General features: G+C 69.1%; 20 protein-coding genes. 11 read left to right on the top strand and 9 right to left on the bottom strand.

What is annotated here, in order from left to right; translation table 11 throughout:
* Window positions 1-9: 9 nt before the first annotated feature.
* A complete protein-coding gene (locus ABIC70_RS21380) occupies window positions 10-1506 on the top strand; it encodes a helicase HerA domain-containing protein (protein WP_053608862.1) in 1497 nt (498 codons plus the stop codon).
* A 117-nt stretch (window positions 1507-1623) separates the two neighbouring features.
* Here the strand turns inward: ABIC70_RS21380 and ABIC70_RS21375 are convergent, their stop codons facing one another.
* A complete protein-coding gene (locus ABIC70_RS21375; protein WP_043760456.1) occupies window positions 1624-2052 on the bottom strand; it encodes a flagellar assembly protein FliX in 429 nt (142 codons plus the stop codon).
* 242 nt (window positions 2053-2294) lie between these two features.
* Between ABIC70_RS21375 and ABIC70_RS21370 the strand changes: the two genes are divergently transcribed.
* From ABIC70_RS21370 to ABIC70_RS21360, 3 genes are read left to right on the top strand one after another with little or no spacing between them, the layout of a single operon-like run.
* Entirely contained in the window at window positions 2295-3431 is a 1137-nt protein-coding gene (locus ABIC70_RS21370; RefSeq protein WP_043352227.1) for a flagellar basal body P-ring protein FlgI, read from the top strand.
* 25 nt (window positions 3432-3456) lie between these two features.
* On the top strand, window positions 3457-3813 hold the full coding sequence (locus tag ABIC70_RS21365) for a rod-binding protein (RefSeq protein WP_179697773.1): 357 nt from the start codon (window positions 3457-3459) through the stop codon (window positions 3811-3813).
* Window positions 3800-4273 (top strand): hypothetical protein, encoded by a 474-nt coding sequence (locus ABIC70_RS21360; RefSeq protein WP_053608860.1) that lies wholly within the window; start codon window positions 3800-3802, stop codon window positions 4271-4273. Before ABIC70_RS21365 ends, ABIC70_RS21360 begins: the two co-directional genes overlap by 14 nt.
* A gap of 8 nt (window positions 4274-4281) precedes the next feature.
* On the opposite strand, the gene ABIC70_RS21355 is transcribed toward ABIC70_RS21360, so the two are convergent.
* The 5 genes from ABIC70_RS21355 to ABIC70_RS21335 form a co-directional block, all read right to left on the bottom strand.
* Window positions 4282-4617 (bottom strand): hypothetical protein, encoded by a 336-nt coding sequence (locus ABIC70_RS21355; RefSeq protein ID WP_043352233.1) that lies wholly within the window; start codon window positions 4615-4617, stop codon window positions 4282-4284.
* Window position 4618: 1 nt separating this feature from the next.
* Window positions 4619-4879: a hypothetical protein gene (locus tag ABIC70_RS21350; protein ID WP_043352235.1), complete on the bottom strand. Its 261-nt coding sequence runs from the start codon at window positions 4877-4879 to the stop codon at window positions 4619-4621.
* Between the two features lie 151 nt (window positions 4880-5030).
* Complete coding sequence (locus tag ABIC70_RS21345) at window positions 5031-6626, bottom strand: flagellin (RefSeq protein ID WP_354441024.1); 1596 nt, start codon at window positions 6624-6626, stop codon at window positions 5031-5033.
* Window positions 6627-6628: 2 nt separating this feature from the next.
* Window positions 6629-8479 (bottom strand): flagellar hook-associated protein FlgK, encoded by a 1851-nt coding sequence (gene flgK, locus ABIC70_RS21340; protein ID WP_354441022.1) that lies wholly within the window; start codon window positions 8477-8479, stop codon window positions 6629-6631.
* Between the two features lie 34 nt (window positions 8480-8513).
* Window positions 8514-9776: a flagellar hook protein FlgE gene (locus ABIC70_RS21335; RefSeq protein ID WP_354441020.1), complete on the bottom strand. Its 1263-nt coding sequence runs from the start codon at window positions 9774-9776 to the stop codon at window positions 8514-8516.
* Between the two features lie 298 nt (window positions 9777-10074).
* On the opposite strand from ABIC70_RS21335, the gene ABIC70_RS21330 reads away from it, so the two are divergent.
* Together ABIC70_RS21330 and ABIC70_RS21325 are read left to right on the top strand one after the other, a co-directional pair.
* A complete protein-coding gene (locus ABIC70_RS21330) occupies window positions 10075-10542 on the top strand; it encodes a BLUF domain-containing protein (protein ID WP_043352241.1) in 468 nt (155 codons plus the stop codon).
* A gap of 9 nt (window positions 10543-10551) precedes the next feature.
* On the top strand, window positions 10552-11010 hold the full coding sequence (locus ABIC70_RS21325; protein WP_043352244.1) for a response regulator: 459 nt from the start codon (window positions 10552-10554) through the stop codon (window positions 11008-11010).
* 132 nt (window positions 11011-11142) lie between these two features.
* Here the strand turns inward: ABIC70_RS21325 and ABIC70_RS21320 are convergent, their stop codons facing one another.
* Complete coding sequence (locus ABIC70_RS21320; RefSeq protein ID WP_043352245.1) at window positions 11143-12756, bottom strand: peptide chain release factor 3; 1614 nt, start codon at window positions 12754-12756, stop codon at window positions 11143-11145.
* Window positions 12757-12940: 184 nt separating this feature from the next.
* Between ABIC70_RS21320 and ABIC70_RS21315 the strand changes: the two genes are divergently transcribed.
* Both ABIC70_RS21315 and ABIC70_RS21310 read left to right on the top strand, forming a co-directional pair.
* A complete protein-coding gene (locus ABIC70_RS21315) occupies window positions 12941-14470 on the top strand; it encodes a DUF1800 domain-containing protein (protein WP_354441017.1) in 1530 nt (509 codons plus the stop codon).
* On the top strand, window positions 14467-15654 hold the full coding sequence (locus ABIC70_RS21310; protein ID WP_182591152.1) for a DUF1501 domain-containing protein: 1188 nt from the start codon (window positions 14467-14469) through the stop codon (window positions 15652-15654). Before ABIC70_RS21315 ends, ABIC70_RS21310 begins: the two co-directional genes overlap by 4 nt.
* 259 nt (window positions 15655-15913) lie before the next feature.
* Here the strand turns inward: ABIC70_RS21310 and ABIC70_RS21305 are convergent, their stop codons facing one another.
* A complete protein-coding gene (locus ABIC70_RS21305) occupies window positions 15914-16960 on the bottom strand; it encodes a threonine aldolase family protein (RefSeq protein WP_043347325.1) in 1047 nt (348 codons plus the stop codon).
* 222 nt (window positions 16961-17182) lie between these two features.
* Between ABIC70_RS21305 and rpsU the strand changes: the two genes are divergently transcribed.
* A complete protein-coding gene (rpsU, locus tag ABIC70_RS21300) occupies window positions 17183-17518 on the top strand; it encodes a 30S ribosomal protein S21 (RefSeq protein ID WP_043347323.1) in 336 nt (111 codons plus the stop codon).
* Window positions 17519-17762: 244 nt separating this feature from the next.
* On the opposite strand, the gene ABIC70_RS21295 is transcribed toward rpsU, so the two are convergent.
* Window positions 17763-18155 (bottom strand): response regulator, encoded by a 393-nt coding sequence (locus ABIC70_RS21295; RefSeq protein ID WP_043381749.1) that lies wholly within the window; start codon window positions 18153-18155, stop codon window positions 17763-17765.
* Window positions 18156-18476: 321 nt separating this feature from the next.
* Here ABIC70_RS21295 and ABIC70_RS21290 point away from each other — a divergent pair, with 321 nt between their 5' ends.
* Both ABIC70_RS21290 and ABIC70_RS21285 read left to right on the top strand, forming a co-directional pair.
* The gene (locus tag ABIC70_RS21290) at window positions 18477-19262 is read left to right on the top strand and encodes a class II glutamine amidotransferase (RefSeq protein ID WP_043353480.1); all 786 of its coding nucleotides are present in this window, start codon (window positions 18477-18479) and stop codon (window positions 19260-19262) included.
* 101 nt (window positions 19263-19363) lie between these two features.
* Window positions 19364-20797 carry an NAD-dependent succinate-semialdehyde dehydrogenase gene (locus ABIC70_RS21285; protein ID WP_354441014.1) on the top strand — a complete coding sequence of 478 codons (1434 nt, stop codon included), beginning with the start codon at window positions 19364-19366 and terminating at the stop codon, window positions 20795-20797.
* Window positions 20798-20804: the final 7 nt, after the last annotated feature.

Here is a 20804-nt window from a genome sequence, read left to right as displayed (position 1 = left end):
TGAGGCCTTATGCGTTCCGACATCGATCTCGGCCTGACCGGCGAGCGCCCCGCGCTCCTCGACCTCACCGAACTGCTCGCCACGCGGCTTCTGGTCCAGGGCAATTCGGGGTCCGGCAAATCGCATTTGCTGCGGCGGCTGCTGGAGCAGAGCGCCGGCCTCGTGCAGCAGGCGATCATCGACCCCGAAGGCGATTTCGCCAGCCTCGCCGACCGCTACGGTCACGTGGTGGTCGAGGCGGACGGCGACGACGTCGCCCTGCAGCGCATCGCTGCCCGGGTGCGGACCCACCGGGTCTCGGTGGTGCTGTCGTTGGAAAATCTCGACGCCGACGGGCAGATGCGGGCCGCTGCGGCCTTCCTGGGCGGCCTGTTCGATGCCGACCGCGACCATTGGTACCCGATGCTGGTGGCCGTCGACGAGGCGCAGCTCTTCGCCCCAGCGGCGGCCGGCGAGGTCTCGGACGAGGCCCGGCGCCTCTCGCTCGGCGCGATGACCAACCTCATGTGCCGCGGCCGCAAGCGCGGCCTCGCCGGCATCATCGCGACGCAGCGCCTCGCCAAGCTCGCCAAGAACGTGGCGGCCGAGGCCTCGAACTTCCTGATGGGCCGGACCTTCCTCGACATCGACATGGCCCGCGCCGCCGACCTGCTCGGCCTGGAGCGCCGGCAGGCCGAGACGTTCCGCGATCTACCGCGCGGGCATTTCGTGGCCCTCGGCCCGGCCCTGTCGCGGCGCCCGCTGACCATCGCGGTCGGACCGACCCAGACCGTGAGCCGGAGCTCCTCGCCGGTCCTCGTCCCCCTCCCCGACGCCCTGGAAGACGCCCGCGCGCTGATCCTCACGGCAAGCCCGGAGGAGATCGTGGCGCCGTTGGCCCCGCGCCCGAAGCCGCGCCCCACCCCGGCGCCGGACGTGCTCGTCCAGCTCGCCAATTACCGGCCGCCGGTGCCCGCCGAGGAGCCGGAAGAGGAGCCCATGGACCCGGAGGCTCGCGACGCGGCCCTCGCCGAGGTTCTAGCCTCCGTGCTGGCGGATGCCGACGCCGCCGCCTGCACGCCCGCGACGCTCTATCAGGACTTCACCGTCCGCTGCCGCATCCGCCGACTGCGGGGCGACACGATGGGCCTGCCCGAGTTCAAGCGGCGACTCGCCGTGGCGCGGGCCGAGGCCGGGGGCGCGGTGGCGGACAATTCCGGCTGGGAGCAGGCCCAGGCGATCGCGGCGAGCCTGCCGGACGATCTCGCCGGCCTGTTCCTGGTGGTCGCCCGGGCCGCCATCGAGGGTGCCCCCTGCCCGACCGACACCATGCTGGCCGAGGCCTACGGCACCAGTTCGGGCGGCCGGGCGCGGCGGATGCTGGCCTATCTCGAGGAGCGCGGCGCCATCGTCACCCGCAAGGACCTGCGCGGTGCGCCGATCATCGCGGTGCCGGATCTCGGCGTCGAGACCGGACCGGGCGAGCCGCAGATGCTGCCGGCGGGGCCGAAGCGGCGGGTGGTTTAGCCGGGCCGGACTCGCGTCCGACGCAAAAGCTATCGCGCACGCCGCGACGGGGCGAAACGGCGCGCGGTGCCGCCGGACGGTGTGCCTCTGCTCGCGCCGACCGTCGCGGACGCCCGGTCAGACGCCCCGGGCCATCTCCAGCTTGGCGAGTTCCACCGCGGCCCGCAGCTCGATCTCGGCCATCAGGCCGTCCAGCCGCGGATCTCCCGACAGGCCCGCACGCTCGTTCAGCCGGCCGGCGATGGCGCGCAGCTCCTGCGGTGCGACGCGGCCACCGAGAAGCGCCGCCTTCAGTCGGTCGAGACCATCGAGCAGATCGTGGCCGCGCTGGGCCGAGCGCCGCCGCCGCTCCTGGGGTGTATCGGCCTCGGACTGGAGAAGCAGCACCGCGTCCAGCCCGGCCAAAGTCGCGGCGGCTGCCGGCGCACCGGCTCCCGTCCCGGGAGCCGGGGCCGCACCGAGGCTGAAGCCGGCGCCCCCCTCGGGCTTCCGGGGAGCCGCGACGCCGCCGGCACTCTGGATCGGCTGGCGAGTCTCGACACGCATGATCCGGTTCGCGTTGCTCCAAGCGCCCCCGCGCAGGACCCGAAACTCGGCCCCTAGGGTTAAGCGCGGGTAAACGAGGCGGCAGAAGCTGCCGGGTCGGCAGGTTCGGTCCCGGTGCGCCGGAACGCGCCGCCGGGGCCCCGGAGCGAAAAATACCATTCCTTCAAAGCCTTGCCGCACCGGCTCGACTGGCACGGCCCTGGCAGGATGGCGGCAGGTCCGTTCTTGGTCGAAAATCCGGCATGCGCCCGCGTCACGCGTTCTGTCCCCTCCGGTTTCTGCTCGGTGTCGTCGCGGGCGCCCTGCTGCTCGCCGCCCTGCCCGGGCCGGCGCTGGCCCTGTCGCGCGTCAAGGACCTCGCCTCCATCGAGGGCGTCCGCCAGAACCAGCTCGTCGGCTACGGGATCGTGGTCGGCCTCAACGGCACCGGCGACACGCTCAACAACATCCCGTTCACCAAGCAGTCGCTGCAGGCGATGCTGGAGCGCCTCGGCGTCAACACCCGCGGCGCCACGATGCGGACGCAGAACCTCGCCGCCGTGATGGTGACGGCGAGCCTGCCGCCCTTCGCCGCGCAGGGCACGCGGATCGACGTGACGGTCTCGTCTCTGGGCGACGCCAAGTCCCTCCAGGGCGGCACCCTGCTGGTGACGCCGCTCCTCGGCGCCGACGGCGAGGTCTACGCCCTGGCGCAGGGATCGGTGGCGATCGCGGGATTCTCGGCCGAGGGCGATGCCGCCAAGATCACCCGGGGCGTGCCGACGAACGGCAGGATCTCCAACGGCGCCAATATCGAGCGCGAGATCGCCTTCAAGCTGAACGACGCACGCGCGCTGCGGCTCTCCCTGCGCAATCCCGACTTCACGACCTCGAAGCGGATCGCCGCCGCGATCAACGACTTCATGGGCGCCGACACCGCCGAGCCCACCGATCCGGCAACCGTCACGATCCAGATCCCGACCCGCTACAACGGCAACATGATCCGGCTGATCACCGAGGTGGAGCAGCTGAAGGTCGAGCCGGACCAGACCGCCCGGGTCGTCGTCGACGAGCGCTCCGGCATCATCGTCATGGGCCGGGACGTGCGCGTCTCCACGGTGGCGATCGCGCAGGGCAACCTCACCGTCACCATCACGGAACAGCCGCAGGTGAGCCAGCCGGCGCCGCTGTCCAACGGCCGCACCGTGGTGGTGCCGCGCACCGGCGTGAAGGTCGATACCGGCGACGGCAACAAGCTCGCCCTGGTCAAGGAGGGTGTCAGCCTGCGCGAGCTGGTCGATGGCCTCAACGCGCTGGGTGTCGGCCCGCGGGATCTGATCTCGATCCTGCAGGCGATCAAGGCCGCCGGCGCGCTTCAGGCCGACATCGAGCTGATGTGATCAACCGGACCTGGAGGGTCGAACCATGCTGCAACTCGCCAGTCTCGCGGCCAATGCCGCCGGCATCGGGACCTCGGTCGCCGGGAGCGCCGTCGACGGGGTCATCAAGTCGGCCAGCAAGGCCAAGGCTTGGAAAACCGCCACCGAGTTCGAATCGATGTTCTTGGAGAACAGCCTGGATCGGCTGACCCAATCGGACGGCACCGAGGGACCGTTGGGCGAGAACGGCACCGGCGGCGGTGTCTACCGCTCGATGCTGACCAAGGAATACGCGACCCAGATCGTGAAGAGCGGCGGCGTCGGCATCGCCGATTCGATTTTCCGTGAGATCATGAAGATGCAGGGTGCGTCGAGCGAGGGAGCGACCAATGCAAAGGGCTGAACCGCTGCGCGTCGCGGACCGGGTCACCGCCGAGGCCCTGGTGGCCGGCGTGCTCGGCAACATGGCCGCTCTGGAGGCCGTGCTCGCCGAGGAGGCTGCCTTCGTCCGGGAGGGCCGCCTGCAGGAGGGCGTCGCCGCGGCCGAGCCGAAGGCCGCGCTGGCCGCCGCCTACATGCAGGGCCTCGAGGTCGCGAAGGCGAACGCCGTCGCGCTGAAGCGCTTCCATCCCGACGGGGTCGAGGCCCTGCGCACGGCCCATCGCCGTTTCACCGCGGCCGTGGAGGCCAACCAGACGGTGCTCGCCAGCGCCAAGACCGTATCGGAAGGGCTGATCAAGACCCTGGCGGAGGAGATCGGCCGGGCTCAGCTGCCGTCCGGCTACGGCCGGCAGGTTCCGGCCCCCTCCCCGTACGGCCGCGGTGTGCGCAGCGGACCGCTGGTCCTCTCGCGCAACCTCTGAGCCGCGCCTCAACGGCGGCCGGTGCCGATCCGAAGGTAGGTCCGCACCTCGCCGAGATCCGTGTCCGCGCGGTTGTCGATCGCGAGGCGGCCGGCGACGGCCGGCGCCGCCGCCACGCCATGCCCCGCGCCCAGATCCGCTCCCGCCGTGACGCGGCCCGAGATGCGGATGCAGCCGCCGCTCCCCGGCAGGCGCACGAAGCCCGGCCCCTTGGAGGGGCACGGCACAGGACCGGGCGTCTTGGGCAGGTCCCGGAGATCGAGGGCGGCGGCCGTCCCGGCGCCGGACAGGCCCGCCGCCATGAGAGCCGCCATAACCGCCAGCATGCGGAGCCGGCCGCGCATCTCAGGCGGCCTGGCGCGCGAGATTCCGGTGAAGCTGGTCGATGTACTGCTCGACCTCGCCGATGAACGGATCGAGATCCGGCTCGTGGATGCGCAGACGGGCGAGGTCGCGCAACAGGATGTCGAGGGCGATGGCGCGCTCGCCGGGATGGGCATAGCCCGCAAGATACGCGTCGACGGCCTGTTCCACCATCCCGATCGCGCCGATCCGCGGCGCGATCCCGAGGCGAAGGACGAGTTCGATGGGTCCGGGCAGCGACATGCCGACCTCTCCTCGATCGAATCACGGCGCGTGGGCGCGTCCGCACGCCGCGGTTCAATCCCGGAAAACGGCAAGACTATGGTCGCTCGGGCCGATCGCGGATCTTTCGGATACCGGCCGCGCTCGGTCGGGGACCAATCCCCGTGAACGATCAGCTGATGTAGTTCACCAGTGACAGCTTGGAGAGCGTCGAGGTGACCTGATAGCTGGCCTGGAGCCGGTTCTGCACGTCGAGCAGCTTGGTGATCACCTCTTCGGGGGAGGCCTGCTCGATTCCGTCCAGGGTGTTCTGGACGGTGTTCTGGGTGGCCTTGTTGGTCGTACTGGCGTTCGAGAGGCGCGCCGACGCGATGGTTAGTTGTGTGACCGTGTCCTGGACGCTGGGGGTCTGGCTGGCGGAAGCCAGCAGCCCGCCGGCCTTGGTCGCGACGGCCTGATAGGTGTTGTAGGTGCTGGCATCGTTCGTGGTCGGCAGGGCGTAGGCCATGGTCGCCAAGCCCGCCAGCACGTTCTGGATCTCGGGCGTGTTGGCCCGCGCTCCCGTGCCGACGGTGCCGGTCGCGCTGACCTGGACCGACTGGGTATCGATCGCAGAGGTCGGCTCCGGCGGCGTCTTGGACGTGTCGTAGGTGTTCTCGCCCTGGTACCAGAGCACCGTCGTGTTCGGGTCGGGGCTTGCATATCCGACCGGGTTGGTTCCGGAATAGACGACCCGCTGGGGGATCACGCCGTTTCCGCCCGGCCCCCCGTTCACGGACCCGCTGAAGAACTGCGTCGCCGCGTCGGCTGTGGCCTTCACCGCGAGCGTGCTGCTCGCCGCGCCCGTCAGCGCCTTCGTGAGGGTATCGGAGAGGTTCTTCATCGTTTCGGCGGAGTTGGCGCCGATCGCGAAGGTGGAGTTCGAGCCCGCAACCACGCTGGTCGCTGCGGTCAGCGTGATGGTCGTGGACGTCCCCTCGGGTGTCACCAGCGAGAAGCTGATGCTGTCGCCGGGGGCCGGCTCGGCGCTCGCGCTCGTCAGATTGACGGTCAGGGTCGCCGGGACCGTGCTCGAGACGGAGGCGGTCAGAGCCCCCGTGGCCGTCGCGGTGCTGCCGAGGGTGAAGCCGAAATTGCCGCGCGTCCCGGGGTTCGATTCCTCCGTGACCTGGATCGGGATCGCCGTCGACGCGCTCTGCGTCAGCCGGCCGTTCTTCTGGGTGCCCAGCTGTGCGCTGACCCGCTCGTTGATGACATCCGTGAGGCCGTCGAGCGTTTGGCCGGTCGAGTCGGTCGATCCGTTGAGGATCGTGTTCGCATCGAGCACCGGCTGGGTCTCGGTGTTGGTCCCACCGAACAGGTAATTGCCCGCCGCCGACTGATTGAGCGTGTCGAGCACCGTCTGGAGGTTGGCCAGCGCCGTCGCGCGGCCGGACACGGAGTTCGCCGCCACGCTCTGCAGGCCGTTCTGCAAGGTCGACGCGGTGCTCGTCCCGATACTCGCCACCTGTGTCAGGCTCGTCACCGCCAGGTTGGTCCGGGTCTGGGCCGCCGTGATGCCGCTGGCATAGCCGTTGAGGGCGCTCAAGGTGGCCTGAGCCGCCAGCGCTGTGGAGCGACCGGAGCCGAGCCCGCCATAGGTCTGCGAGACCTGCCCGCTGGAGAGCTGGTTCGACAGGTCGTTGAGCTGGTTCTTCAGCGTCAGGAGCTGCGAGGCGTTGCGATTCGTGATGTACGAGCCGGCCGCGAAGGGGGTGATCGTCGTCATGATCAGATCTGCAGCAGCTGGTTGAGCATGTCGCGGGCCGCCGTCAGCACCCGGGCGTTGGCGCCGTAGGCGGTCTGCAAAGCGATCAGATTCGACATCTCCTGGTCGATATTGACGCCCGCCCCGGCGGAGAACCGGCTTTGGGCGGTGGAGAGCGCCGTCTGCTGGGTGTCGTCGATCGCCGACGCGTTCGCGGAGGCCGCCCCCTGGGTCGAGACGATGTCCTGCGCGAAGCCGATCACGGTGGCATTGTAGGGCGCCGAGACACCGCCGATGCCACTGGACGACGAGAAGGTCTGCTGGGTGGAGGTCAGCGCCGAGAACAGCTTCTGGGCGCGTGACCCGGAAGCGCTGGGATCGGTGGCGCTCGTCTGGGTGAGCGCCGCCGTGTTTCCGGACAGAGCGGCATTGACCGTGATGCGCTGGGCGAATCCGGTGAGCTGCGAGCCATTGTCGAGCGAGCCGGTGTAGAGCTTGTTGGGCGTACCGTCGACGAACAGGGCGAGCGACGGGTTGCCCGAGGTCAGGTCGCTGACCGACGACATCGGGGTGATGTTGGCCGTCGCCGACGTCACCGTGTCGGAACTCCCGGCCGCCGGCCCGATCACCAGAGCGGCGCCGGTGCCTGAAGCCGCAACTTTGGCGGAGAGACCGAGATTCCCGAGGGCCGTGTTGATCGCGCCGGCGTAGTCCGATCCGCTGCTCGGAATCTTGAACGTCTGGACGAGGGCCGTGGAATCCTTGGTCTGACTCGCGGGGACTGACGTGGCGTCATCGTTGGACGCGACCAGGATGACGTTGCGCACCGTGCCGTTCACCGTCACCGGGAAGGTCAGGGTATTGCCCGGCTGGATGCCGGTCAGGTCGATGGACGTCTGCGTGCCGTTGGACGTGCCGGTGACGGTCTTGTCGCTGAGCGCGCTGGCCAGGCCGGCCGCGAGGTCGTCCAGCTGACGTTGCGCCTGCGGCAGGGTCTGGTCGCGCAGTTCGATCCCGGCGGCCAGGCTCCCGGAGCGCAGCACGCCGGGGGCGCCGAGATCGATCTTGCCGCCGCCCGGCAGCGTGGCCGTGATGGTGCCGACCGTGCGCGGCGTCGTGGAATAGGCGGAATTGGCGTCGAGGATCCCGCGTCCGTCGAAGCTGAGCGTCGCCGCGTTTCCGTGATCCACCAGTGTGACCCCCGACCGGGTCATCACCGAGACCGTTCCGTCCCTCTGATCGGACGTCTGGACATCCATGTAACTGGACAGGCTGTTGATCGCCTGGTCGCGCTGGTCCTGAAGGGCGGTCAGCGTGGTGCTGTCGGTGTTGTTCTGGATCTTGCCGTTCAGGGTCGCGATATTGGCCAGCAGCGTGCTGGCGGCGCTCGTATCGCTGCCCAGTTGCGATTCGATGCCGGTACGCAGGTTCTGAACCGTGCCGGCGGAACTGTTGATCAGGCTCGCGAGCGCGGAGGCGTTGCCCAGTACCGTCGTGCGGGCGGCCGCCGAGGTCGGATTCGCCGCGAGTTCCTGAAGCGACTGCGTGAAGGTGTTCAGCGTGCCGTCGAGGGAGGTCGAACTGCCCGGCGTCCCGTAGAGGGCATCGAGCTGAGTGGCAATGCCGGCCTTGGTGCTGGTGTAGGCAGCCCCCGATGTCTCCAGCCGGAGCTGGTTCAGGGCCGCAGCGTCGAAGCTGCGGGTGATCGTCCCGACGGCGACACCCGAATTGTTGGTGCCGGTGGCGACCGTCGAGACCGTCCGCTTGACGTAGCCCGCAGTCCCCGCATTGGCGACGTTCTGCGAGACGATGTTGATGGCCGCCTGCGTGGCGGCCAGACCCGCGGTCGCGGTCGAAATCGCGTTCAGCGACATATCACGGCCTCCGCGTCGCGAGCCCCGGCCTCAATCAGCGAATCACGTTCAGCAGGTCAGACATCATCGTCTGCGCCGTCGACATGACCCGCGTGTTCGCAGAGTACGCCTGCTGGGTTACGATCATCTTAGAAAATTCGCTGGCAATGTCGGTATTGGATTGCTCGATGCTGGCACCATTGATCGTGCTGCCGTTGAGACCGGTGAGCGGCGGCCCGGAATCGGCCGTCTGCAGATAATTCCCCTTCCCGTCGGCCTTCAGCCCGTCGGGATCGGCGAATTGCGAGATGCCCACGGTCGCGACGGGAATCACCGAACCGTTCGAGAATGTGCCGTTGATCTTGCCGTCCTCACCCACGGCGACGCTCATCAGGGTGCCGGCACTGTTGCCGCTCTGGCTCAGCGTCTTGGTGGTCACGGCACCGCTGGCATCCGCGTATTGGGTCAGGCCGCCGCTGATATCCAGGCTGAGCGACGAGAAGGTATAGTCGCCGATCTGCACGCCGGTCAGCGGTACCGGCGTGGTAGAAGCCGGGCTCGTGAGCTTACCGGTTGAGTCGAACGTGAAGGCCGGCCCGGTCTGCGTCCAAGACGGCGTGTCGGTGGTGCTGCTGTTGTAGTACAAGTCCCACGACGAGGGCGAGGTGCCTGCCGTCGTCGTCTGAACCCAGCGCATGCTGATCGTCACCGGTGCCCCGGTCGTGGTGTAGCCCGTGATCGAGGGACCGGCGATGCTGTTGGGTGGCTGAGCCGAGGCGCTCACCGTGGGCGTGGCCGGCAGGTTGGCCGAATACTTGATCGTCTTCGTCTCTTGCGCCGGAAGAGTGAGGTTGCCGATGTTGACGGGGCCCGTGCTGGTGACCTGACCGGTCGTGGGATCGAGGTTGGTCCCGGTCAGGTACCCACCCGCGCCGTTGACCAGATAACCGTCCTTGTCCTGCGAGAAGTCGCCGCGACGCGTGTAGACATTCGCGCCGCTGAAGGTTGGCGAATTGTTCGCGTCACCGGTCTTCTGCACCACGGTGAAGAAACCGGTGCCGCTGATCGACATGTTGGTCGGTACGCTGGACGAGACCACGTTGCCGGCAATCGTGTTCGTCAGCTGCGACTGGGCCAGGACGGATCCGGCGACCTCGCGTTTCGGCGTCGTCTCGGCCATCAGATCGACGAAGCTGGTGTCGATGCGCTTGTAGCCGGTCGTCTGCGAGTTCGCGATGTTCCCGGAGATGTTGCTGATGGCATAGGACTGCGCCTGGAGACCGGAGACCGAGGTCTGCAGGGCGGAAAAAAGATCCATGGCGAACGATCCCAATACGCGCCGCTCTGGCCCGCAGGCTCGATGCGCCGCAACCGGCATGCCAGGGCTAAGTCTTTGATATTTCAGAGTCTCGGCGTTCCGGACCCGGCAGGGTTCGCCGGGCGCGGCGGCGGTCCCGGCAGATCCTGCCGGGTGGGGTCCACGCCCGGTCAGACGCGATCGGGCCGCGTTTACGCGGTGTTATTCCACACGCGCGAAGATACGGCCGGGCCAGGGCCACGCGCGGTGCGTCCTGACCGGAAGCGTCGAACGGATACGGATTTCGGATCTCGGGATCATGCGGGCGAAACGGACGAGCCTCGTCCACATCATCTACTTCTCACGCCTGAACCTGTCGTCCGAGCCGGCGAAGAGGTCCGAGCAGATCAATGAAATCGGCCGGACCGCCCAGAAGAAGAACGAGTTTGCGGTGATCACAAGCTTCCTGGTCATCGAGGGAAATTTCGCCTGCCAGGTGATCGAAGGCGAGCGCTCGTCGGTGCACGAGACCTTCGACCGGGTGAGCGCGGACAGCCGCCACCGGGATGTCCAGATCAGCGAGTGGCGCGAGATCGCCAAGCGCGAGTTCGTCCACTCGTTCAAGAGCGCGCAGCGTACCGCCGGCAACGACACGCTGTTTGCGAAGGCCAACCTTCTGCCGATGCTCCAGCGCGGCACGCCGAAGGCATCCGCGATCCACGGGCTTTGCCTGTCGCTCCAATCCGACGCGATGTCCCGGCAGGGCATCGACCATCTTTTCATCTGAGCCGCGCCGATGTCCGAGAGCGATACGCCCCCGATCCTCATCGTCGACGATCAGGAGAAGCTTCTCCGGCTGATCGTGATGCTGATGACACGCATCGGCTTCCCGGATGTCGAGGGCGTCACCAGCGCGACGGAGGCCCTGGAGCGGATGCGGCAGCGCCGCTACGCTCTGGTGATCTCCGACCTCGATATGGAGCCGATGGACGGGCTCAGCCTGCTGCGCGAGATCCGGGCCGACGACGCGCTGATGAACACGCCCTTCATGCTCACCGAATCGTCCTTCGACTTCGAGGACATCAACCTCGCCCACCAGGCGGGCGCGGACGCCTTCATCCTCAAGCCGTTCGACATGGCGGTGTTGAAGTCGAAGCTGAAGCAGGTGCTCAACCGCAAGCCGCGCAAACGCGAAATGCCGATCGCCTCGGAGTCGAGTCTGAGCGTCGAATTCCCGATGCTCGGCAAGTTCTGACGCGGCCCTGGCGTCGCGGGGGCGGCACAGCGGTCCGGGCAGCGCCGCCGCGATGAGCGTGGCGCCGCCGGATTGTCACGCCGCGCGCGCCGACGCGCGGCGCCCGCTGTCGGAGCGGGGCTCCGGACCGGCTCACACCGCCCGCTTCTGATAGTCCTTCACATCGGTGAAGCGCACCGCCGGGTAGCGCTCCTCTTCGTAGCGGAGCGAGAACGCCGTGGTCGCCATGAAGACCGGGGCCCCGTCGAGGTCCTTGGCCATGGCCGAGCCGTGCGAATCGACGAACTTGTCGAGTTCCGTCTCCGAGTCGGACGACACCCAGCGGCAGACCGAGAACCGCGAGGTCTCGTAATCCACCGGCAGGCCGTACTCGGCCTGGAGCCGTTCCTTGAGCACGTCGAGCTGGAGCGCGCCGACCACGCCGACGATCGCCTGGCTGCCGTCCTGCGGCACGAAGACCTGAACGACGCCTTCCTCGCCCATCTGCTGCAGCGCCTCGCGGAGCTTCTTGGCCTTCATGGCGTCGGTGAGCTTGATCCGGCGCAGGATCTCGGGCGCGAAGCTCGGCACGCCGCGGAACACGAGGTCCTCGCCCTCGGTGAGCGTGTCGCCGATCCGCAGCGTGCCGTGGTTCGGGATGCCGACCACGTCGCCGGCATAGGCCTCGTCGGCGATGGCCCGGTCCTGGGCGAAGAAGAATTGCGGCGCCGAGAGCGAGATCGGCTTGCCGGTGCGCACCAGCCGGGCCTTCATGCCCCGGTTGAGCTTGCCCGAGCAGACCCGCATGAAGGCGATCCGGTCCCGGTGGTTCGGGTCCATGTTCGCCTGGATCTTGAACACGAAGCCGGTCATCCGCGGCTCGGTCGGCTCGACGAGGCGCTTGTCGGCGTCCTGGCCGCGGGGCGGCGGGGCCACCTTGGCGAGACCGTCGATGAGGTCGCGCACGCCGAAATTGCGCAGCGCCGAGCCGAAGAACACCGGCGTCAGGTGTCCCTCGCGGAACGCGTCGAGGTCGAAGGGCTTCAGGCCGCCCTCGGCCAGCTCCACCTCCTCGCGCCACGCGTCCGCCGCGCCGTCCTCGGTGAGCAGCTCGTCGAACAGCGGGTCGTCCGGGCCGGACACCGCCACCATCCCGGCATCCTCGGCGGCGTCGAGCCGGCGCACGCGGTTGCCGCCGAGTTCGTAAGTTCCCGAGAAGTTGCGGCCGGTGCCGATCGGCCACGTCACCGGGGCGACGTCCAGCGCCAGCGTCTTCTCGATCTCGTCGAGCAGCTCGAACGGGTCCCGGGCCTCGCGGTCGAGCTTGTTGATGAAGGTGACGATCGGGATGTCGCGGAGGCGGCAGACCTCGAACAGCTTGCGGGTGCGCGCCTCGATGCCCTTCGCCGCATCGATCACCATGACGGCCGAATCGACCGCCGTGAGCGTCCGGTAGGTGTCCTCCGAGAAGTCCTCGTGGCCGGGCGTATCGAGGAGGTTGAAGACGCAATCGCCGTACTCGAAGGTCATCACCGAGGTGACCACCGAGATGCCGCGCTCCTTCTCGATCCCCATCCAGTCGGACCGAGTCGAGACGCGGTTGCGCTTCGCCTTCACCTCGCCGGCGAGCTGGATCGCACCCCCGAACAGGAGCAGCTTCTCGGTGAGCGTGGTCTTGCCCGCGTCCGGGTGGGAGATGATCGCGAAGGTGCGCCGCCGCGACACCGGATCGGCCGGCCTCGCCTCGGTCTTGGTCTGCATCAGCATGGAGCGAACGCTCTGGATCGGCGGAACGTGGTGGTGCGCGGCGCGGCATTCGCGCGGTCTCGGGATCGTGTAGCGGCAAGCCCCGATATTGGCAAAGACGCCGGCATGATGGGGCTGCCTTTCAGGCACGGTACAGGGACGCGACACCACGCTGCCCGACCGATCCACGCACCGCGAGGCTGCGATGTCGCGCGCCGCAACACGCTGTTGTCTGGTTGCTGGTCTGTTGGTGGCCTGGGCGGGCCCGGGGCCCCGTGCGGCCGACGCGTCGCCGCAGGCCGCCGCGGCCGATGCCGCCTTCCTGGATGCCCTGACCTGGGGCGCCACCCCGTCTGCCTTCGCGCAGCTCACCGCGGAGGGGCGGGCACGGTGGCTGCAGGCCCAGCTCCATCCGCCGGCGGAATCGCGCCTGCCGCCCGCCGCCCAGGCGCAGGTCGACGCGCTGACCCCGCCGGGCAGCCTGTTCGAACGGGCCCAGGCGCTGGATGCGCAGGCCAAGGCGTTCAAGGACCTCCAGGACCCCGACGCCAAGAAGGCCGCCCAGCAGGCCTTCCAGGCCGCGCTGAACATGGCCGCGCGGAACGCCGCCTCCGTCTGGGTGCTGCGGGCGCTCTACAGCCCCGATCAGCTGCGCGAGCGGCTGACGTGGTTCTGGTTCAACCGGTTCAACGTGCATCAGGGCAAGTCCACCCTGCGCGCCGCCGTGGGCGACTACCTCGACACCGCGATCCGTCCGCACGTGCTCGGGCGCTTCCGCGACCTGCTGATAGCGAGCCTGCGCCACCCGGCGATGCTGCGCTACCTCGACAACGACGCCAACGCGGCCGGCCGGCCGAACGAGAACTACGCCCGGGAGATCATGGAGCTGCACACGATGGGTGTCGGCTCCGGCTACACGCAGGGCGATGTCGAGGCGCTGGCCCGGATCCTGAGTGGTGTCGGCATCGACATGAAGCCCGAGACCCCGAAGCTTCGCCCCGAGCATGCCGCCGATTTCCGCCGGGACGGCCTGTTCGCGTTCAACCCGAACCGGCACGATTACGGCGACAAGGTCTTCCTCGGGACCCGCATCCAGGGACGCGGCTGGCCGGAGATCGAGGAGGCGGTGGAGCTGATCGCCCGCCATCCCGCCACCGCCACCAACGTCTCCCGGGCGCTCGCCACCTACTTCCTCGGGCAGCCGCCCGACGACGCCCTGGTGGCGCGGCTCGCCGCCGTCTTCACTCGCAGCGACGGCGACATCGCCGCGGTGATGGAGGCGCTGGTGCGCGAGCCGGCCTTCACGGCCGAGCGCGGCGGCGCCTTCAAGGACCCGGTGCGCTACGTCTTCTCCGCCCTGCGCATGGCCTACGACACAAGGGTGATCCGCAACGCCGGCCCGGTGCTCGGCTGGCTGAACCGCCTCGGCGAGGGCCTGTTCAACCGGTCGACGCCGGACGGCTACCCCCTCGACGCCGCCGCCTGGAGCGGCCCCGGGCAGCTCGCGACGCGGTTCGAGATCGCCCGGCAGATCGGGTCGGGCTCGGCCGGCCTGTTCAAGCCGACGCTGGCCGATCAGGCCGAGGAGCCGGCCTTCCCGGTGCTCGCCAACGGGCTCTACTTCTCGACGCTGTCCGGCACCCTGTCGGCGGCGACGCGGGCGGCGCTCGCCCAGGCGGTCTCGCCGCAGGACTGGAACACCCTCTACCTCGCCTCGCCGGAGTTCATGCGATGAACCGTCGCGACCTGATCCGCGCCGCCGCGGCTTTCGGCCTGTCCACGGTGGCCGGCCGCGTCTGGGCGGCCCCCAAGACCGATGCGCGCCTCCTCGTGGTGTTCCTGCGCGGCGCCTACGATGCCGCCAACGTGGTGATCCCCACCGGCAGCGACTTCTACTACCGGTCGCGGCCGAACCTCGCGATCGGCAAGCCGGACGCCGCCGACCCGAAGGCCGCCCTGGCGCTCGACGCCGACTGGAGCCTGCACCCGGCGTTGCGCGAGACGCTCCTGCCGCTCTACGCCAAGGGTCAGGCCGCCTTCGTGCCCTTCGCCGGCACCGACGACATGACCCGGAGCCATTTCGAGACCCAGGACACGATCGAGATGGGCCAGACGGTCGGGTCCGGCCGCGACTACAATTCCGGATTCATGGCCCGGCTGGCCGCGGAGCTGACCCGGGTCCGGCCGATCGCTTTCACGGATCAGATGCCGCTGATCTTCCGGGGCGGCGAGACGGTGCCCAACATCGCCATCAACGGCGTCGGCAAGCCCGGTATCGACGACCGGCAGGCGCGCCTCATCGCCGCCATGTACAGCGACACCAAGCTGGCCGCCGCCGTGACCGAGGGGTTCCGGGTGCGCGACGCGGTCTACCAGACGATTTCCGACCATGCCGGTCAGGCCGACCGCGGGGCGGTCTCGCCCAAGGGCTTCGAGCTGTCGGCGCGGCGGATCGGCCGCCTGATGCGCGAGAACTTCAATCTCGGCTTCGTGGATGTCGGCGGCTGGGACACGCACGTGAACCAGGGTGCCGGCACCGGCTACCTCGCCGACCGGCTCGGCGAGCTGGGGCGGGGCCTGTCCGGCTTCGTCGAGGAGATCGGACCCGGCTGGTCCGACACGGTGGTGGTCGTGCTGTCGGAGTTCGGGCGCACCTTCCGGGAGAACGGCAGCCGCGGCACCGACCATGGCCATGGCAGCGTCTACTGGATCCTGGGCGGCGGCGTCCGGGGTGGGCGAATCGCCGGACCGCAGGTGCGCGCCGACGAGGCGCACCTGTTCCAGAACCGGGACTATCCGGTGCTCACCGATTACCGGGGGCTGCTCGGCGGGCTGTTCCGGCGCCTCTACGGACTCGATCAGGCGAGTCTGCGCCGGATCTTCCCCAGCGCGGAGCCGGCGGATCTCGCGCTGCTGTAGGGGACAAGAAGAAGACTGAGGCGTCGCACCCGGCCCACTTGAGTCTGGGTATTCGGGCCCGCCGTCATCGCGAGCGCAGCGAAGCGAACCAGGGCTGCACGACATCGGCAGGCGTCGCGCGAGACGGGGTTGCTTGACTGCGCTCGCGAGGACGACCGTGCGCGGGCCGCACCAGCGTCTTGACGCTCCTCAGGAAAACCCGACACCGGCGCGCGAAACACCGTCGGTGGGGCGGCTCCGCACCCCCATGTCCACCCCGTCAGGCCGCCGCGGCCGCCAGCGTGCGCAGGTCCCGGACCAGTTCGTCCACCCGCTCGGGGCGGGCATCCCAGGCGAACATGAATCGCGCCCCGCCGCCGATGAAGGTGTAGAACCGCCAGCCCCGGGCGCGCAGGCCCTCCATGGTGGCGGCCGGCATCGTCAGGAAGACGGCGTTCGCCTCCACGGGAAACAGCGCCCGCACCCCCGGCAGCCCGGCGACGGAGTCGGCGAAGTGCCGGGCGCAGGCATTGCCGTGGGCCGCATTCCTCAGCCACGCGCCGCTCTCCAGCATGCCGACCCAGGGGGCGGCGAGGAAGCGCATCTTCGACGCGAGCTGGCCGGCCTGCTTGCACCGGTAGCCGAAATCCTCGGCGAGCTTGCGGTCGAAGAACACCACCGCCTCGCCGGCATGCATGCCGTTCTTGGTCCCGCCGAAGCACAGGACGTCGACACCCGACCGCCACGTCATGTCGGCCGGGCTGCAGCCCAGACTCGCGCAGGCATTGGCGAAGCGAGACCCATCCATGTGCAGGGCGAGCCCCAGCTCGCGGCAGGTCGCCGACAGCGCCCGCAGCTCGGCGAGGCTGTAGACCTGTCCCGTCTCGGTGGGCTGCGTGATCGTCACCACCCGAGGCCGCGGAAAGTGGATGTCGCTGCGGTTCTGGGCGAGCCCGCGGATCGCCTCCGGCGTGAGCTTGCCGCCCTCGGTCCGGACGGTGAGCAGCTTGGAGCCGTTGGAGAAGAATTCCGGCGCGCCGCACTCGTCGGTCTCCACATGGGCCGAATCGGCGCAGATCACGCTGTGGTAGGATTGGCACAGCGCGGCCAGGGCCAAGGCGTTGGCGGCGGTGCCGTTGAAGGCGAAGAACACCTCGCATTCGGTCTCGAACAGGTCCCGGAACGCGTCCGCCGCCTTGGCCGTCCAGGCATCCTCGCCATAGGCCGGGGCGTGGCCGCGATTGGCCGCCTCCATGGCTCCCCAGGCTTCCGGGCAGATGCCGGAATAGTTGTCGCTGGCGAATTGCTGCGAGTCGTCGTGTCTCATCCGCGCAACCTAGCACGGCGCAGACGCAGATGGATCGCGCGGGCAGGTTGGAACTGGTGCGCGCTTGGTGTAATAGCCCCGTCAAGGCGTGAGCTCCACGCCGATTCGGAAACCGACGTTCCCGTCCCCCTCGGGTTCATCCCGGGCGAGGGACGTTGCCGGTTTCCAGATCGGCGGCGGGCCGCGTGAACCCAGAACTTCAGGTCCAGAGGATCAAGTCCGTTGCAGGTACTCGTTCGCGACAACAACGTCGATCAAGCGCTCCGCGTCCTCAAGAAGAAGATGCAGCGCGAGGGCATCTTCCGCGAGATGAAGCAGCGCAAGGCTTATGAGAAGCCGTCCGTGCGCAAGGCCCGCGAGAAGGCGGAGGCCGTGCGCCGCGCCCGCAAGCAGGCTCGCAAGACCGCTATCCGCGAGGGCCTGATCGCCGCGCCGAAGCCGAAGCCCCGTTTCCCCGCCGGCAGCCGTCGTCCCGGCTTCCCGTCGCCGTCCGCTGCGCCGGCTCAGGGCGCCAACGCCTCGGGTCAGACCCCGGTCAGCCCGGCTCCCGCCGCCTGAGCGACGTCACATCGGTTGTGAAAGAGCCCGGCCCGCGCGAGCGGCCGGGCTTTTTCTTTGCGGCGCGCAGCAGCCGGGCGAGACAGCAGTTCAACGAAAACGTCGGACGGGCACGTTCCGGCGATGCCGCCGTCCTTGCGTGCGCCACGAGAACTGGGGCTGCGCCACGTCAGGAGACGTCACGCAGCCCTGGTCGCGTCGCTGAACGCGCGAAGACGTGAAGGGATCGCGTCGGCGCGCCGGGCTAGGCAGCCTTGGCGGCCATGGTCGCGTGCTCGGCCTGGACCAGCACGTCGAGGGCCCGCCACGGCTTCTGCATGTAGACCGCCTGGTCGGGGAGCCGCGCATCCCGGCCCGCGCCGGAGGTCACGACCACGCGCACGTCCGGCCAGCGCCGCTTGACGGCCTGGGCCAGGGTCACCCCGTCCATCGCACCGGGCAACCGCACGTCGGCGAAGAGCAACGCCACCGTCACGTCGGAGCGCTCCAGCACGGACAGGGCCGCCTCCGCGCTTTCGCAGGCAATGACTCCGAGGTCGGTTTCTTCAAGCACCGCGGTGGCGAGATCGCGCACGGCCGCATCGTCCTCCACGACGAGAGCCACGGGGGCGGATCCGTCGGGCACTGCGCAATCCATAAAAGTCTCCTGCTGTTGGTGCCTTGCCCCGCTTCGGGCGACCGCCTCCTGGGCGGCGTTCTGATTCCCCGATTTGGCCATGCTGACCCTTCATGAGACGGCTCACAAGAGTCGCGTCGCCGCGCCGGCGAATGCCTGCCCTGCGATCAAGCGGCACCGATTTCATGCGGAACGCACGAAAATGGCGCAGTTTCCGACCGGTTAAGAAACTGTTCACCGGAGTGGACCGACTGTTAACGTCCTGCTGCGGAACGTCTCCACCCTCCGAGGGGCGTTGCGCGGGATCGTACGTGGACCTGAGCTGAAGGATCATCGTCCGTCATGTGCCGTTTCCTCGCCTATAGCGGTGAGCCGGTTTTCCTCTCCGACCTCGTCTGCGCGCCGACCCACTCGCTGGTGCATCAGTCCCTGCACGCCGACGAGGGGAAGACCGAAACCAACGGCGACGGCTTCGGCATCGGCTGGTACGCCGAGCGGCCCGAGCCGGGGGTCTATCGCGACATTTCCCCGGCCTGGTCGGACGAAAATCTGGTGAACCTGTGTGGGCAGGTGCGGGCGCGCACGTTCTTCGCGCATGTGCGTGCGTCGACCGGGACCGCCACGGCCCGGGCGAACTGCCACCCGTTCGTCTACGGCCGGCACCTGTTCATGCATAACGGTCAGATCGGCGGCTACCACCGGATCAAGCGGCGGCTCGAAGCGCTGATCCCGGATACCTATTACGACCACCGTCGGGGCAGCACGGATTCGGAGGCGATTTTCCTGCTGGCACTCGCCAACGGCCTTGAGGAGGATCCCGTCGGCGCGATGGCGCGGACGCTCAAGACCGTGCGCGAGCTGATGGAAGCCGCCAGCGTCAGCGAGCCGCTGCGCTTCACCGCGCTGCTTACGGATGGCGAGACGCTCACCGCCTACCGCTGGGCCTGCGATGGCCGGCCGCCGAGCCTGTATTTCCGCGAGGGGCCGGGGGGCATCGTGGTGGTGTCGGAGCCGATCGATGGCTGTCGCGAGGGATGGCAGGTGGTCCCGAAAGGCGCGACCCTCCGCGCCCGCCACGGGACCGCGACCCTTGTCCAGGCACCGGAGCCCGCCCGCGCCGCCGCCTGAATACAGACGGTTCCAGCTATGCCGCCGCGGGGATTGCCCGGGCGCGCCACATCGGCACAGTCCGCCTGCGGCCGATGGTGCGGCCGAGCGGGAATCGACCGATGTATCCGGATACCGAGCTTCACATCGCCGGGCGCTGGCGCGCGGGTGCCGACCGGGAGACCCTGGGAGTCCTGAACCCGGCTTCGGGTGAGACAATCGGCCGGTGCGCCGTCGCCACCACGGCGGATCTCGACGAGGCCCTGGCGGCCGCGTCCCGCGCTTTCCCGGCCTGGCGCAGCGTCGCGCCCTTCGAGCGCACCAAGGTGATGCGGAAAGCCGCCGACCTCCTGCGCGCGCGGGTCGACGAGATCGCCCGGATCATGACCCTGGAGCAGGGCAAGCCGCTGGCCGAGTCGCGGGTCGAGACCCTGGCGGCGGCCGACATCATCGATTGGTTCGCCGAGGAGGGTAAGCGCGCCTACGGCCGCGTCATCCCGAGCCGCGCCGACGGCGTGCTGCAGGTGGCGGTGCGCGAGCCGGTCGGACCGGTGGCCTGCTTCACCCCCTGGAACTTCCCGATCAACCAGGCGGTGCGCAAGATCTCGGCGGCGCTCTGCACCGGCTGCACGGTGATCCTGAAGGGTCCCGAGGACACGCCGGCGAGCTGCGCCGCCCTGGTCCGCGCCTTCCTGGATGCCGGCATCCCGGGGGACGCGCTCTCGCTGGTCTACGGCGACCCGGAGATCATTTCGGCCTACCTGATCCCGCATCCGGTGATCCGGAAGATCTCGTTCACCGGCTCGACCGTGGTCGGCAAGAAGCTCGCGGCGCTCGCGGGCGAACACATGAAGCGGGCCACGATGGAACTCGGCGGCCACGCCCCCGCGATCGTGTTCGGCGACGCCGACGTGGAGAAGGCGGTCGCCGTCCTGGCCCCCTCGAAGTTCCGCAACGCCGGCCAGGTGTGCGTCTCGCCGACTCGCTTCCTCGTGCACGATTCGGTCTTCGACCGCTTCGTCGAGGGCTTCACCGCCTTCGCCAAGTCGGTGAAGGTCGGCGACGGGCTCGATCCCGAGACCAAGATGGGACCGCTGGTCCACGGGCGGCGCCTCGACGCCGTCACGACGCTGGCGGCGGACGCCGAGTCGAGCGGCGCGACGCTGCGCGCCGGCGGCAAGCGCATCGGCAACCAGGGTAACTTCTTCGAGCCGACGGTCTTTACCGAGGTGCCGCTGACCGCCCGGATCATGAACGAGGAGCCCTTCGGGCCCCTGGCGATGATCAACCGGTTCTCCGACGACGGCGAGGCGCTCGCCGAGGCCAACCGTCTGCCCTACGGGCTCGCGGCCTACGCCTATACCCGCTCCGCCGAGCGGGCGGCGCGGGTGTCGAACGCGGTGGAGAGCGGCATGATCTCCATCAATCACCACGGCCTCGCCCTGCCGGAGACGCCGTTCGGCGGCGTAAAAGATTCGGGCTACGGCAGCGAGGGCGGCCCGGAGGCGCTCGACGCCTACCTGGTCACCAAGTTCGTCACGCAGGCGAACTTCTGACGCGCGG

This window comes from Methylobacterium sp. 1973 (genome assembly GCF_040545035.1).
Classification (GTDB): domain Bacteria; phylum Pseudomonadota; class Alphaproteobacteria; order Rhizobiales; family Beijerinckiaceae; genus Methylobacterium; species Methylobacterium fujisawaense.
Note: the sequence above shows the minus strand (reverse complement) of the source record. Positions and strands in the feature narration are given on the sequence as shown.

What these genes read in the sequence shown, in the direction of transcription:
- ABIC70_RS21380 (WP_053608862.1), top strand. Translation starts at nt 10, where the DNA reads ATGCGTTCCGACATCGATCTCGGCCTGACCGGCGAGCGCCCCGCGCTC.
- ABIC70_RS21375 (WP_043760456.1), bottom strand. Translation starts at nt 2,052, where the DNA reads ATGCGTGTCGAGACTCGCCAGCCGATCCAGAGTGCCGGCGGCGTCGCG.
- ABIC70_RS21370 (WP_043352227.1), top strand. Translation starts at nt 2,295, where the DNA reads ATGCGCCCGCGTCACGCGTTCTGTCCCCTCCGGTTTCTGCTCGGTGTC.
- ABIC70_RS21365 (WP_179697773.1), top strand. Translation starts at nt 3,457, where the DNA reads ATGCTGCAACTCGCCAGTCTCGCGGCCAATGCCGCCGGCATCGGGACC.
- ABIC70_RS21360 (WP_053608860.1), top strand. Translation starts at nt 3,800, where the DNA reads ATGCAAAGGGCTGAACCGCTGCGCGTCGCGGACCGGGTCACCGCCGAG.
- ABIC70_RS21355 (WP_043352233.1), bottom strand. Translation starts at nt 4,617, where the DNA reads ATGCGCGGCCGGCTCCGCATGCTGGCGGTTATGGCGGCTCTCATGGCG.
- ABIC70_RS21350 (WP_043352235.1), bottom strand. Translation starts at nt 4,879, where the DNA reads ATGTCGCTGCCCGGACCCATCGAACTCGTCCTTCGCCTCGGGATCGCG.
- ABIC70_RS21345 (WP_354441024.1), bottom strand. Translation starts at nt 6,626, where the DNA reads ATGACGACGATCACCCCCTTCGCGGCCGGCTCGTACATCACGAATCGC.
- flgK (WP_354441022.1), bottom strand. Translation starts at nt 8,479, where the DNA reads ATGTCGCTGAACGCGATTTCGACCGCGACCGCGGGTCTGGCCGCCACG.
- ABIC70_RS21335 (WP_354441020.1), bottom strand. Translation starts at nt 9,776, where the DNA reads ATGGATCTTTTTTCCGCCCTGCAGACCTCGGTCTCCGGTCTCCAGGCG.
- ABIC70_RS21330 (WP_043352241.1), top strand. Translation starts at nt 10,075, where the DNA reads ATGCGGGCGAAACGGACGAGCCTCGTCCACATCATCTACTTCTCACGC.
- ABIC70_RS21325 (WP_043352244.1), top strand. Translation starts at nt 10,552, where the DNA reads ATGTCCGAGAGCGATACGCCCCCGATCCTCATCGTCGACGATCAGGAG.
- ABIC70_RS21320 (WP_043352245.1), bottom strand. Translation starts at nt 12,756, where the DNA reads ATGCTGATGCAGACCAAGACCGAGGCGAGGCCGGCCGATCCGGTGTCG.
- ABIC70_RS21315 (WP_354441017.1), top strand. Translation starts at nt 12,941, where the DNA reads ATGTCGCGCGCCGCAACACGCTGTTGTCTGGTTGCTGGTCTGTTGGTG.
- ABIC70_RS21310 (WP_182591152.1), top strand. Translation starts at nt 14,467, where the DNA reads ATGAACCGTCGCGACCTGATCCGCGCCGCCGCGGCTTTCGGCCTGTCC.
- ABIC70_RS21305 (WP_043347325.1), bottom strand. Translation starts at nt 16,960, where the DNA reads ATGAGACACGACGACTCGCAGCAATTCGCCAGCGACAACTATTCCGGC.
- ABIC70_RS21295 (WP_043381749.1), bottom strand. Translation starts at nt 18,155, where the DNA reads ATGGATTGCGCAGTGCCCGACGGATCCGCCCCCGTGGCTCTCGTCGTG.
- ABIC70_RS21290 (WP_043353480.1), top strand. Translation starts at nt 18,477, where the DNA reads ATGTGCCGTTTCCTCGCCTATAGCGGTGAGCCGGTTTTCCTCTCCGAC.
- ABIC70_RS21285 (WP_354441014.1), top strand. Translation starts at nt 19,364, where the DNA reads ATGTATCCGGATACCGAGCTTCACATCGCCGGGCGCTGGCGCGCGGGT.